The sequence below is a fragment of the Streptomyces jumonjinensis genome, assembly GCF_009600885.1.
Taxonomy (GTDB): domain Bacteria; phylum Actinomycetota; class Actinomycetes; order Streptomycetales; family Streptomycetaceae; genus Streptomyces; species Streptomyces jumonjinensis.
The window spans coordinates 267,436-279,602 of sequence record NZ_VCLA01000170.1 but is presented as its reverse complement, the minus strand read 5'-3'; the positions used below and the strand labels follow the sequence as shown (position 1 = coordinate 279,602).

12 protein-coding genes are annotated in these 12,167 nt (G+C 68.8%); 6 read left to right on the top strand and 6 right to left on the bottom strand.

Annotated features, from left to right (window positions below; all coding sequences use genetic code 11):
- The first annotated feature begins 303 nt into the window (after nucleotides 1–303).
- Both FF041_RS26065 and FF041_RS26060 read left to right on the top strand, forming a co-directional pair.
- Nucleotides 304–798 (top strand): inorganic diphosphatase, encoded by a 495-nt coding sequence (locus FF041_RS26065; protein ID WP_323370968.1) that lies wholly within the window; start codon nucleotides 304–306, stop codon nucleotides 796–798.
- A gap of 169 nt (nucleotides 799–967) precedes the next feature.
- On the top strand, nucleotides 968–2,737 hold the full coding sequence (locus FF041_RS26060) for a threonine/serine exporter family protein (protein ID WP_407698194.1): 1,770 nt from the start codon (nucleotides 968–970) through the stop codon (nucleotides 2,735–2,737).
- A gap of 104 nt (nucleotides 2,738–2,841) precedes the next feature.
- Here FF041_RS26060 and FF041_RS26055 read toward each other — a convergent pair whose 3' ends face one another.
- The gene (locus FF041_RS26055) at nucleotides 2,842–3,543 is read right to left on the bottom strand and encodes a DedA family protein (protein ID WP_323370965.1); all 702 of its coding nucleotides are present in this window, start codon (nucleotides 3,541–3,543) and stop codon (nucleotides 2,842–2,844) included.
- A gap of 142 nt (nucleotides 3,544–3,685) precedes the next feature.
- On the opposite strand from FF041_RS26055, the gene FF041_RS26050 reads away from it, so the two are divergent.
- Together FF041_RS26050 and FF041_RS26045 are read left to right on the top strand one after the other, a co-directional pair.
- Nucleotides 3,686–4,054: a YbjQ family protein gene (locus FF041_RS26050; protein WP_153480146.1), complete on the top strand. Its 369-nt coding sequence runs from the start codon at nucleotides 3,686–3,688 to the stop codon at nucleotides 4,052–4,054.
- Between the two features lie 227 nt (nucleotides 4,055–4,281).
- Nucleotides 4,282–5,706, top strand: coding sequence for a glutamate decarboxylase (locus FF041_RS26045; RefSeq protein ID WP_153525036.1), 1,425 nt, complete (start codon nucleotides 4,282–4,284; stop codon nucleotides 5,704–5,706).
- Between the two features lie 79 nt (nucleotides 5,707–5,785).
- Here FF041_RS26045 and FF041_RS26040 read toward each other — a convergent pair whose 3' ends face one another.
- Nucleotides 5,786–6,376, bottom strand: a complete 591-nt coding sequence (locus FF041_RS26040) for a helix-turn-helix transcriptional regulator (protein WP_153525035.1) — start codon at nucleotides 6,374–6,376, stop codon at nucleotides 5,786–5,788.
- A 62-nt stretch (nucleotides 6,377–6,438) separates the two neighbouring features.
- Here FF041_RS26040 and FF041_RS26035 point away from each other — a divergent pair, with 62 nt between their 5' ends.
- Nucleotides 6,439–7,146 carry a bleomycin resistance protein gene (locus tag FF041_RS26035; protein WP_153525034.1) on the top strand — a complete coding sequence of 236 codons (708 nt, stop codon included), beginning with the start codon at nucleotides 6,439–6,441 and terminating at the stop codon, nucleotides 7,144–7,146.
- Nucleotides 7,147–7,252: 106 nt separating this feature from the next.
- Here FF041_RS26035 and FF041_RS26030 read toward each other — a convergent pair whose 3' ends face one another.
- The 3 genes from FF041_RS26030 to FF041_RS26020 form a co-directional block, all read right to left on the bottom strand.
- Complete coding sequence (locus tag FF041_RS26030) at nucleotides 7,253–7,795, bottom strand: DinB family protein (protein WP_153525033.1); 543 nt, start codon at nucleotides 7,793–7,795, stop codon at nucleotides 7,253–7,255.
- 140 nt (nucleotides 7,796–7,935) lie between these two features.
- The gene (locus FF041_RS26025) at nucleotides 7,936–9,393 is read right to left on the bottom strand and encodes an aldehyde dehydrogenase family protein (protein WP_153525032.1); all 1,458 of its coding nucleotides are present in this window, start codon (nucleotides 9,391–9,393) and stop codon (nucleotides 7,936–7,938) included.
- Between the two features lie 103 nt (nucleotides 9,394–9,496).
- Complete coding sequence (locus FF041_RS26020; protein ID WP_407698193.1) at nucleotides 9,497–10,378, bottom strand: helix-turn-helix domain-containing protein; 882 nt, start codon at nucleotides 10,376–10,378, stop codon at nucleotides 9,497–9,499.
- A gap of 372 nt (nucleotides 10,379–10,750) precedes the next feature.
- On the opposite strand from FF041_RS26020, the gene FF041_RS26015 reads away from it, so the two are divergent.
- On the top strand, nucleotides 10,751–11,281 hold the full coding sequence (locus FF041_RS26015; protein WP_153525030.1) for an ATP-binding protein: 531 nt from the start codon (nucleotides 10,751–10,753) through the stop codon (nucleotides 11,279–11,281).
- Between the two features lie 230 nt (nucleotides 11,282–11,511).
- Here the strand turns inward: FF041_RS26015 and FF041_RS26010 are convergent, their stop codons facing one another.
- Complete coding sequence (locus tag FF041_RS26010; RefSeq protein ID WP_323370966.1) at nucleotides 11,512–11,754, bottom strand: DUF397 domain-containing protein; 243 nt, start codon at nucleotides 11,752–11,754, stop codon at nucleotides 11,512–11,514.
- Between the last annotated feature and the right edge of the window lie 413 nt (nucleotides 11,755–12,167).

The following is a 12,167-nucleotide window of genomic DNA, read 5'->3' as shown; positions in this document are numbered from 1 at the left end:
CCGTTCGGCTCTGCGCTGGCCGGAATCCCAGGGGCCGGCCACGGCCACCGCCCCGGCGGCGAGTGCCAGTCCCACGGCCGTCGCGCCCGCTGTGAGCTGCCACGTTCTGATCACAGGCACCTTGCACCAGCCCCTTTCGCGATCACACACCTGCGTGAGAGACACTTAATCACCAGAACTGCGTCTTGCCGTGTGCACGGCACCCCGGTCGCCGCCAGCGACCATTCGACCGGGGGTCCGGGGATTGCTCCCGGAAGGACACAGCACCACCGGATGTATGTGTTGATCATGGAGGAGCCACCCGTGGAGTTCGACGTCACCATCGAGATCCCGAAGGGTTCGCGGAACAAGTACGAGGTGGACCACGAGACGGGTCGCATCCGTCTGGACCGTCGACTCTTCACCTCGACCAGCTACCCGGCCGACTACGGCTTTGTCGAGAACACCCTGGGTGAGGACGGCGACCCGCTGGACGCCCTGGTCATCCTCGATGAGCCGACCTTCCCCGGATGCCTGATCAAGTGCCGTGCCATCGGCATGTTCCGGATGACCGACGAGGCGGGCGGCGACGACAAGCTGCTCTGCGTTCCGGCTTCGGACCCGCGTGTGGAGCACCTGCGGGACATCCACCATGTCTCCGAGTTCGACCGCCTGGAGATCCAGCACTTCTTCGAGGTCTACAAGGACCTGGAGCCCGGCAAGTCGGTCGAGGGCGCGAACTGGGTCGGCCGCAGCGAGGCCGAGGCCGAGATCGAGGCCTCCTACAAGCGCCTGGAGGCGCAGGGCGGCGCGCACTGACGCCACCCGGCGGCATTTCAGCGGCATCAGCGGTCCACCGCGGGCGGGACACCTTTCACAGGTGTCCCGCCCGCGGTGCGTGGGGCAGAAGATCCCGGAGTCGTACGTCGCCATGTCCACGCACATACTGAGCTGACACCGGCGACACGAGAGGGAGCGAGGGCAGCACGTGGTGGCGGAACCGGAGGTTCCGGAAGACCGGGAGCCGGAGGACCAGGAGCCCGCCGGGGAGTCCGGGGAGCCGGAGACCCCCGGGGGCCTCGTGCGCCCCCAGCAGCCCAAGCTTCCGCCGGGCCCCGCCCCGGAGGACCGCAGGCCGCCGTCCGAGGAGACCCGCAGCGCCTTCACCGCGCCGGCCGGAGTCGAGCCTCCCGAGGCCGTCGAAGAGGACCAGCCGACGTCCGAGTTCGCCCTCCCGCCGGGCGCCGCTCCCGAGGCCCCGCCCGAGCAGGAAGGTTCCGCCTTCGCCCCGCCCAGCACCTACAGCGCCCGCCACTCCCCGCCCGCCTTCACCCCCGCGCAGGGCCTGCCCACGGTCCGGCTGACCAAGGAGGCGCCCTGGCAGGACCGGATGCGGACCATGCTGCGGATGCCGGTGGGCGAGCGCCCGGTGCCCGAGGCGGTGCAGAAGCCCGAAGAGGGCGGCCCGGCCGTGCCCCGGGTCCTCGACCTGACCCTGCGTATCGGCGAACTGCTGCTCGCGGGCGGCGAGGGCGCCGAGGACGTCGAAGCCGCGATGTTCGCGATCTCCCGCTCCTACGGGCTGGACCGCTGCGAGCCGACCGTGACCTTCACCCTGCTGTCGATCACGTACCAGCCCTCGCTGGTGGACGACCCGGTGACGGCGAACCGGACCGTACGCCGTCGGGGCACCGACTACACCCGGCTGGCGGCGGTCTACCGGCTGGTCCACGACATCAGCACCCCCGAGACCGGGGTCTCGCTGGAGGACGCCTACCGCCGGCTGGCGGAGATGCGCCGCAACCGGCACCCCTACCCCGGCTGGGCGCTCACGGCGGCCGGCGGGCTGCTGGCCGGTTCGGCCTCGGTGCTGGTCGGCGGCGATGTGCTGGTGTTCCTGGCGGCGGCGATCAGCGCCATGCTCGGCGACCGGCTGGCCTGGCTCTGCGCGGGCCGCGGGCTGCCGGAGTTCTACCAGTTCGTGGCGGCGGCGATGCCTCCCGCGGCGATGGGTGTGGCGCTGGTCCTCTCACCGCTGGACGTACGCGCCTCCGCGGTGATCACCGGCGGGCTCTTCGCGCTGATCCCGGGGCGGGCGCTGGTCGCGGGCGTCCAGGACGGTCTGACCGGCTTCTACATCACCGCGGCGGCCCGGCTCCTCGAAGTCGGCTATCTGATCGTCGGCATCGTCATCGGCGTGCTGACCGTGCTCTATCTGGGGGTCACCCTCGGCGCGGTCCTCACCCCGGAGACCGCGGTGCAGGCGGTGGAGCGACCGTTGACCCAGCTGCTGGCCGCCATGGGGCTCTCGCTCTGTTTCGCCGTACTGCTCCAGCAGGAGCGGGAGACGGTATGGCTGGTGACCCTGAACGGCGGTGTCGCCTGGACGGTCTACGGCGCGCTCGCCAATACCGCGGACGTCGAGCCGGTGGCTGCGACCGCGGCGGCGGCGGGTCTGGTGGGCCTCTTCGGGCAGATGCTCTCGCGCTACCACTTCGCCTCGGCGCTGCCGTATGTCACGGCGGCGATCGGGCCGCTGCTGCCGGGCAGCGCGACCTACTTCGGGCTGCTGGCGATAGCGCAGGGCGATCTGAACGCGGGGCTCGCCTCGCTCTCCAAGGCGTCCGCGCTGGCGCTGGCCATCGCGATCGGGGTCAACCTGGGAGGCGAGACGGCCCGGCTGTTCATCGGGGTGCCGGGCGGCGCGGCGCCCTCGGGGGAACCGCGCCGGGCGGCGAAGCGCACCAGAGGTTTCTGAGAACCTTCGGGAAGGCCCCGGGGAGCCTGCCGGCGGCTGGCCTGCTGGCCTGACCGGGGCTCTCTCAGGGCTTCTTCTTCGGCTCTTCCGGGAGTGGAGGCCGCTCAGCGCTTGGCGTGCCGTCCGCGCTGCGCCGGCGGGGTCGGGTCGCTGTCCGCCCCGCCGCTCCGGGCCGCTTCCTTCTTGCCCTGCGAGCGGGCCCTGAGCACCTCGATGATGATCGGCAGCACCGAGAGCAGCACGATGAGGATGAGGATCTTCTCGATGTGCTCATGCACGAACGCGATCTTGCCGAGGGCGGCGCCCAGCAGGGTGACCCCCGCGCCCCACAGCACCCCGCCGATGACGTTGAAGATGATGAACGACCGGTAGTTCATCCGGCTGACACCGGCGATGATCGGCGTGAACGTCCGGACGATGGGCACGAAGCGCGCCAGGACCAGCGACTTGGGGCCGTACTTCTCGAAGAAGTCGTGCGCTTTCTCCACGTTCTCCTGCTTGAAGAAGCGGGAGTCCGGGCGCTTGAAGAGCGCGGGACCGACCTTGCGGCCGAAGAGATAGCCGACCTGGTCGCCGACGACGGCCGCCAGCACGATCAGGGAGCACACCGCCCACAGGGGCAGATCGTCCAGCTTTCCGGTAGTCACCAGCAGGCCGGTGGTGAACAGCAGCGAGTCGCCCGGCAGAAAGAACCCGATGAGCAGTCCGGACTCGGCGAAGACGATGACCAGGACCCCGATGAGCCCGAAGGTGCCGATCAGATAGTCGGGGTCCAGCCAGCTCGGTCCGAGCGCAAGGGTAGTCACGAGGTCCGTGCTCCTGAGTCGTAGATCGGTCGAACGGCGAACCGCGAACCGCTCTCGGCGGTCGCCGGTCCCCTCAGGATGCACTGCGCGCGCCCTGGGACAAAGCTGTCTCCCGAAGGCTTCAGGAGGAAGGCGGACGAAGATGGGCATCGAGGACTACGGCGGTGGGCAAGGCCCGCACGCGGACGTTCTGGTGGTCACGACCAACGACGTTCCCGGCTACCGGGTCGAACGGGTCATCGGCGAGGTCTTCGGCCTCACGGTCCGCTCCCGCCATCTGGGCAGCCAGATCGGCGCCGGGCTCAAGTCGATGATCGGCGGCGAACTCAAGGGCCTCACCAAGACCTTGGTGGAGACCCGCAACCAGGCGATGGACCGCCTGGTCGAACAGGCCCGTGCCCGGGGCGCGAACGCGGTGCTGATGTTCCGTTTCGATGTGACGGAGGCGGCGGACGTGGGCACCGAGGTGTGCGCGTACGGTACGGCGGTGCTGATCGCCCCGCGCGCCTGAGGCCCGCACACCGTACGCCGTATGCCGTATGCCGTATGCCGTATGCCGTATGCCGTACGACGCGCACTGCACACCGCACACCGCACACCTCCACACCGCATCCGAGACCCCTGAGCCCCGCGCCGCCCGGTTCACCCCGGACGGCCCGTCCGCGTTGCGGGTCCCGGCCATCCATATGACCCTGAAACCCGGGGCGATGCCCCGTACGCGGAAGGCGGCGAGAGCGGATGCCACTCCACCGGGGATCGGAAAGCGCCCAGAGCGCCTCCGACGAACTGCGCCGGCTCTCCCTCAACCCCTTCTACGGGGAGGCCGACCCGATCGGCGGAATGACCTCCGCGCCGCCCACCCACCGGCTGCCGGACGGCCCGATGCCGCCCAGGACCGCGTACCGGCTCGTCCATGACGAACTGATGCTCGACGGCAACTCCCGTCTGAATCTCGCCACCTTCGTCACCACCTGGATGGAGCCGCAGGCCGGGGTCCTCATGGGCGAGTGCCAGGACAAGAACATGATCGACAAGGACGAGTATCCGCGCACCGCCGAGCTGGAACGCCGGTGCGTGGCCATGCTCGCCGACCTGTGGAACGCCCCGGACCCCGCCGCCGCCGTCGGCTGCTCCACCACCGGCTCCAGCGAGGCGTGCATGCTGGCCGGCATGGCTCTCAAACGGCGCTGGGCCCGGCGCAACGCCGACCGCTATCCGGCGAGCGCGCGGCCGAATCTCGTCATGGGCGTCAATGTGCAGGTCTGCTGGGAGAAGTTCTGCACCTTCTGGGAGGTCGAGGCCCGGCTCGTACCGATGGAGGGCGAGCGCTTCCATCTCGATCCGCAGGCCGCCGCCGAACTCTGCGACGAGAACACCATCGGCGTCGTCACGGTGCTCGGCTCGACCTTCGACGGGTCGTACGAACCGGTCGCCGAGATCTGCGCGGCCCTCGACGCGCTCCAGGAACGCACCGGGCTCGACGTCCCCGTCCATGTCGACGGGGCGTCCGGCGCGATGGTCGCGCCCTTCGTGGACGAGGAGCTCGTCTGGGACTTCCGGCTGCCGCGCGTCTCCTCGGTCAACACCTCCGGGCACAAGTACGGTCTGGTCTATCCCGGGGTGGGCTGGGCGCTGTGGCGGACGGCGGCGGAGCTCCCCGATGAGCTGGTCTTCCGGGTCAACTATCTGGGCGGCGACATGCCCACCTTCGCCCTCAACTTCTCCCGGCCCGGAGCCCAGGTCGTCGCGCAGTACTACACCTTTCTGCGGCTCGGGCGGGACGGCTACCGGGCCGTCCAGCAGACCTCACGGGATGTGGCCATGGGCCTCGCGGAGAAGTTCGCGGCCCTCGGGGACTTCCGGCTGCTCACCCACGGCGACCAGCTGCCCGTCTTCGCCCTCACCACCGCCCCCGGGGTCACCGCCTTCGATGTCTTCGACGTCTCCCGGCGGCTGCGCGAACAGGGCTGGCTGGTGCCCGCCTACACCTTCCCGAAGAACCGGGAGGACCTCTCCGTACTCCGGGTGGTCTGCCGCAACGGCTTCTCCGCCGATCTGGCGGCCCTGCTGATGGAGGACCTGGAGCAGCTCCTCCCCGAACTGCGCCGCCAGCAGCACCCCCTGGCCGGGGACAGGGCGGCGGCCACGGCCTTCCACCACTGAAATCCGCTGAAATCCACTGAACGCGGATGCGGCTCCCGGGTCCCGGGTCCCGGGTCCCGGGTCCCGCCGGGAGGTGTCTTCACTGCGGCGTCGTCGGCGCATTCTCCCCGGCCTCGCCCGCGAAGACATACGCCCCGGCCTCGATCCGCTCGATCAGCCCGCGCGTCCACTCGGCCCCGAACTCCGCCGACGACGCCCAGAGGTTCATGATCTCGCCGATGTGCCCCAGCGACTCGGGCCCCTGACCCGGCGGGTAGTAGGAGGTCACCGCGGACCGCCACTCCCGCATGCCCCGGACCCGCTCCTTCAGCAGCTCCACGGCCTCCGCGCGGTCGAGGTCGACGATGAAGCCGACCGCCGCCGACAGCACGTCCAGCTTCTGGTCCCAGGCCGTGAGCGCCTCCCGCAGCAGCCGGAAGTATTCGTCGGAGCCCTGGGCGGTGAGTTCGTACTCGGTACGCGGCGGTCCGCCGGCCGTGGACGGCGCGACCTCGTGGACCTGGAGCAGTCCCTGCTTCGCCATCTGCTTCAGGGCGTGGTAGATCGAGCCCGGCTTGGCGTTGGACCACTCGTGCGCGCCCCAGAACTCAAGGTCGCCGCGGACCTGGTAGCCGTGCGCCCGGCCGTGCTGGCGTACGGCTCCGAGGACCAGCAGACGGATCGCTGACATCGGCCGGAACTCCCGTCTATTCCACTTTGACTATGGTAATCAATATTGACTACCCTGCCGCCATGACCGAGAAGACGATCCCGCTCCTGCCGTGTCGGACAGAGTTGATGCAGTCAGTGATCGATTTCTACACCGCTCTGGGGTTTGAGACGACTTTCCACCAGAAGAGCCCCTATCCGTACGTGGTCGTCGAGCGCGGCCCCGTCGAGCTCCAGTTCCTCGGCATGAAGGAGTACGACCCGGCCCAGTCGTACTCCGGCTGCTACATCACCACCGAAGACGTCGACGGGCTGTACGAGACCTTCCGCGCCGGCCTGAAGGCGGCGTACGGCAGGGCGCCCAGCCGCGGACTGCCGCGCATCGGGCCCCTGAAGGACATGTCCTACGGGATGCGGCAGTTCCTGATGACGGACCCGAGCGGCAACTCCATCCGGGTCGGGCAGCCCGTCTCCGAGGACCAGAGCCACCGGCCCGCGCCCCGGGAGACCTTCGCCCGCGCACTGCACATGGCGGATCTGTTCGTGGACTCCAAGGAGGATCTGCCGGGAGCGGCGAAGATCATCGACCGGGTGCTGGGCCTCGCGGACGAGCGGCCGACACCCGTACAGCATCTGCGGCTGCTGGTCCTGCGGGCCGATATCGCCCAGCGGCTGGGGGACACGGCGGCGGCGGGGGAACTGCTGGAGCGGGCCGCCGGGATCGAGCTGACGGAGCAGGAGCGCGACGTGGTACGGGACGGCCTGGCCAGGCTCGCGGAACTGCGGGGCTGAGCGACTCAGCTCGGACCGACCAGGGCTGACCGGGCGGCCCCGAGCCGGGCCCCGGAGCGGCCCGGGGAGCCGCGCCCGGCCGGCCGGCCGGGTGCCTTCGGTCCGGCTACCAGCTCTCCCCCCGCTCCAGTGCCACCAGCTCGAAGGCCGTCTTCCCGTCCAGCGACTCCCGGATGACGTCCGCGTGCCCCGCATGCCGCCCGGTCTCCTCCAGCAGATGCAGCAGCAGCCACCGCATCGAGACCTCCCCCTTGGGGAACCACGGGGCCTCCGGCAGCGGGAAGGTGTCGTTCAGGCTGGGGAGGGCGTGGATGAACCGCTCGGTCTCCCGGACGACCGAGTCCCAGAACTCCAGGGTCTCCGCCACCGTCTCGCCGTCGACCAGCCGGAAGCTGTCGGCCCAGGTCTCCTGCGTACGCGCCCTCTCATTGGGCATCCGCTGCGCCAGCCGCAGCCAGTTCAGCTCTGTCTCCGCGACATGCTTGAGCAGCCCCGACAGGGAGAGCTCGCTCGCGCTGGGCAGACTTCCGGCCTGCTCCTCGGTGAGCCCGAGGACCGAGCGGCGGAGAGCGCCGCGCTGGGCCTCGACGAAGGAGAGCAGCGCCCCTCGCTCATCGCCGTGGGCCTCCGCGGGAACGTGAGTGACCATGGTGTCCGCCCTTCCAGACCGATTCCAGGCTCAAGGAGAGGCTCCCGCCCTCCTTCTGGCACCGCAAACGCTACGGACCCTTGAGGACAGGTTCTGTCCTCAAGGGTCCGTGCGCTGGAACGGCATCCGAAGGGGAACGCTCAGAACGGGAATCGTGAACGGCCGTGCTGCACCGAGATCCACTTCTGGGTGGTGAACGCCTCGATCATCGACTCGCCGTTCAGCCTGCCGCTGCCGGAGTGCTTCTCACCGCCGAAGGGCACGATCGGCTCGTCGTGCACGGTGCTGTCATTGATATGGATCATTCCGGTGTTGATCCGCTTGGCGATCCGCACCCCGCGCTCCACATCGGCGGTGTGCACGGCCCCGCTCAGCCCGTACGGGGTGTCATTGGCGATCCTGACCGCCTCGTCCTCCCCGTCGAAGGGCACGATCAGCGCCACGGGACCGAAGATCTCCTGGCCCAGCACAGGCGAGTCGTCGGCGATGCCGGTCAGCACCGAGGGCTCCACCAGATTCCCCTTGGAGCCTCCGAGCAGCAGCGCGGTCGCGCCCGCCGCCACGGTCTGCTCGACCAGGGCGGTGACGGCGTCCGCCTGCCGGGAGTTGATGAGCGGGCCGATATGGGTGGCCGGATCGGCCGGGTCGCCCACCTTGAGAGCGCGCACCTTGGCGACGAACTTCTCGCTGAATTCCTTCTCGACCCGGCGGTCCACCAGAACCCGGTTCGCCGCCATGCACACCTGCCCCTGATGCACATAGCGACTGAACACCGCCGCGTCCACGGCGTAGTCGATATCGGCGTCTTCGAGCACGATCAGCGCGCTGTTGCCGCCCAGCTCCAGAATCGCGCGCTTGAAGTTGGCCGCGCAGACGGTGGCGACATGCTGCCCCACCTTGTCGGAGCCGGTGAAGGAGATCGCCTTGGGAATCGGGTGCTCGATGAGCGCGTCGCCGATCTCCGCTATATCGGTGATGACCACATTCAGCAGCCCCGGCGGCAGCCCCGCGTCCTCGAACACCTTGCCGACCAGGGAACCACCGCAGACGGGGGTGTTCTGATGCGGCTTGAGGACCACTCCGTTACCCAGCGCGAGCGACGGCGCCACGGATTTGATGGAGAGCAGGAAGGGGAAGTTGAAGGGGCTGATCACCCCGACGACCCCGACCGGGAGCCGGTAGACGCGGTTCTCCTTGCCTTCCACCGGGGAGGGCAGAATCCGCCCCTCGGGTCGGAGCGCGAGCTGAATGGCCTCGCGCAGGAATTCCTTGGCGAGATGGAGCTCGAAACCGGCCTTGGTGTGGGTGCCGCCGAGTTCCGCGATGATCGCCTCGGTGATCTCCTGCTCGCGCTCCTCGATGATGCGCAGCGCGTTCTCGAAGACGGCTCGGCGGGCGTACGGACTGGTCTCGCCCCAGCCCACTTGGGCGCGCTCCGCCGCCCGGTACGCCTCGTCCACCTCGGCCGCCGTGGCTACGGTGATGGAGGCGAGTTTCTCTCCGTCGTACGGATTGAAATCGATGATGTCCCAGGAGCCGCTCCCGGGCCTCCACTCGCCGTCGATGTACTGGTAGGCCAGCTCGGTGAACAAGGACATATGAACCGATTCCTTACCCGTTGGAACGTCACCCGTCGGAACGCTGGAACGTGAGAACCTCACAAAGCGCCTCTGTCTGATGCGCCGTCACTATACTTCTGCTTTAGGTGAGTTGGAGTAGACCACGCAGAACATCGCGGCTCTCCTCCGGGTCGGGGCTGTCCTCTTCGAGCCGCTTCATGACCTTCTCGTACTGGGCGACTTCTTCGCGCTTGTCCAGATACAGCGCGCTGGTGAGCTGCTCCAGGTAGACGATGTCGGACAGATCGGATTCCGGGAATCGGAGCATGGCGAAAGCTCCGCTCTCACCGGCATGACCTCCGAAGCTGAAGGGCATGACCTGGAGTGTGATATTCGGCTGCTCGGAGACTTCGATGAGATGCCTCAACTGCCCTTGCATCACAGCACGGTCGCCATAGGGGCGGCGCAGCGCCGCCTCGTCCAGGATCGCGTGCAGCTGCGGAGCACGTTCGGAGACCAGCGCCTTCTGGCGGCTGAGCCGGAGCGCCACCCGGCGGTCGATCTCGGCCTTGGGCGCGTTCGGCATACCGCGGGCCACGACGGCGTGCGCGTATGACTCGGTCTGGAGCAGTCCATGGACGAACTGCACCTCGTAGAGCCGGATATGCGAGGCCGCGGCCTCCAGTCCCACGTATGTCTGGAACCAGCCGGGCAGCACATCGCCGAAACTGTGCCACCACCCGGCGACATTGGCCTCCTTGGCGAGGCCGAGCAGAGCGCCGCGCTCGACCTCGTCGGCGACCCCGTAGAGCGTCAGCAGATCCTCGATGTCTCTCGCCTTGAAGCTCACCCGCCCCAACTCCATGCGGCTGATCTTTGATTCCGACGCGCGGATCGAGTAGCCGGCCGCCTCACGGGTGATGCCGCGCGACTCGCGCAGTCTCCTCAGCTGCGAGCCCAACAGGATGCGCCGCACCACGGAACCCCCACCTGGCCCTTCGGCCCACGACTCGCCTGCGGTCACGGCTCCAACCCTCCCCATCGTTCGCCATCCGTCTCGTCCCGGCCCGCCGTGTATCCCGCGGCGTCGCCGCGGAGCCCTCGGTGGACCTCCCTACAGAGTGAGGCACCCCCCGCGCCCCAAGTGCGCGATTCTGCCACCAAAACACTTCGGGGCGTACTCGGTCGGTTACGGAAATGGGAAACCCTTGAGAAGGGCGGGGAGAAGATCACGGAAAGATATGCCGAACAAGTGGTATAGACCGGACAGCCGGACCGCGTGCACGTGCATCTGCCCTTGCATCTGCCCAACGCATTCGGCAACCATGGTCCTCGCGCACCTGCGTGCTCGTTCGTGTTGTAGCGTCACAGCCGCGATTTCCCGGGAGTGCCTCGCATGGGAACGAATGGATCGACCATGCTCGCGCCATTACGGCAGGGGCTTCCCCCCATCGATCCCGCAAGGGTCTCCAGCTCGGCGTCGTGTTCGCTGCCGGCCCGCTTCGAAGCGGTGCGCGGGGCACGGAAGTTCACCAAGGTCACCCTCGGGGACTGGAGCCTGGGCGACCGTTTCGACGACGTGGCCCTGGTCGTCTCCGAGCTGGTCACCAACGCGCTGCGGCACGCACTGCCCGAGGAGTCGGCGCATGAGATACCAGACCCTCCGGTCCGCCTTCATCTGATGCGCTGGCCGGGCAAGCTGGTGTGCGCGGTGCGCGACCCGAGCCCGGAGAGCCCGGGCCCCTTCGACGGCGACGGCGACGGCCATGGCCATGTCGATGAGTCGCCGTTTCCCGACCCCACGGGCACGGCGGAGTCCGGCCGGGGGCTGTTTCTGGTGGATTCCTTCAGCGACAGCTGGGGGTGGCATCCGCTCGCCGGGGCGCTGCACGGCAAAGTCGTGTGGGCGCTGTTCAGGCTGAGCTAGTCCGGCGCGGAAGCCGGGCCGTCGAGCCGGGGAGCGGGCCCGGCTGTCGGGGGGCGGGCCCGCTCCCTCTGTCTTGTCCGCTTCTTCTGCCCTGCCCGCGCTGTCCGCGTGGAGCGCCCCCTCGGGCGACATGATCGCGCGCCGCGCCGCGCCGCGCGGCGGCAGGCCCGAGCCGCCGGAAGCCCTCGTCCCCGCCTCTGCCCCCGCTGGGACCGGCGGGTCCACGGGGGTCAGCCGCCCGCCGCCAGGTGATCGAACTCCCCGTCCTTGACGCCCAGAAGCATCGCCGCTATCTCCGCCGGCGTATAGACGAGGGCGGGCCCTTCGGGATGCCGCGAGTTACGCATCGCGACGTTCCCTCCGGGCAGCTTGGCGAACTCGACGCATGAACCCTGCGAGTTGCTGTGTCTGCTCTTCTGCCAGACGACCCCGTGGAGCTCTGTGGCCGCCATGCCGTTGTACGCGTGGTGCACGAGTCGCTCCCGGGCTACAAGGTGCATGTGTCAACTGTCCCGGATCATAGCCCTGTTTCACGTGCGAATGCATGAGCGATAGCACGGGCATATGCACGTGCACGCGGGGTATTCCCACGGTTACAGTCTCGGCCCGTTACAGGGTCGATTTCAGCCGGTCCGGGCTTATCTCGCCGGTCTGAAGGGCTTGTTGAACGGCTCCGGATCATCACCCGGGCCGAATCCTCCCCCGCTTCAAGAGAGACGCTTCACGCGCCCTTCGGGATCCAGTCTCCACACGATCGCCCAATTCCCGTGCACGGGTTCGCCATTGGCGCACAGACCGGTATGCCGGAGTCCGGCGACGGGCGGGCGGGAGAGCCCGATTCCTCCCGTACACGCGACCGCATTCCCCGTACACCGCAATGCCGCCC

Excerpts from the sequence above, each read along its gene's own strand:
- FF041_RS26025 (WP_153525032.1), bottom strand. The coding sequence starts at position 9,393 with ATGTCCTTGTTCACCGAGCTGGCCTACCAGTACATCGACGGCGAGTGG.
- FF041_RS26035 (WP_153525034.1), top strand. The coding sequence starts at position 6,439 with ATGACCGAGAAGACGATCCCGCTCCTGCCGTGTCGGACAGAGTTGATG.
- FF041_RS26045 (WP_153525036.1), top strand. The coding sequence starts at position 4,282 with ATGCCACTCCACCGGGGATCGGAAAGCGCCCAGAGCGCCTCCGACGAA.
- FF041_RS26015 (WP_153525030.1), top strand. The coding sequence starts at position 10,751 with ATGGGAACGAATGGATCGACCATGCTCGCGCCATTACGGCAGGGGCTT.
- FF041_RS26050 (WP_153480146.1), top strand. The coding sequence starts at position 3,686 with ATGGGCATCGAGGACTACGGCGGTGGGCAAGGCCCGCACGCGGACGTT.
- FF041_RS26040 (WP_153525035.1), bottom strand. The coding sequence starts at position 6,376 with ATGTCAGCGATCCGTCTGCTGGTCCTCGGAGCCGTACGCCAGCACGGC.
- FF041_RS26030 (WP_153525033.1), bottom strand. The coding sequence starts at position 7,795 with ATGGTCACTCACGTTCCCGCGGAGGCCCACGGCGATGAGCGAGGGGCG.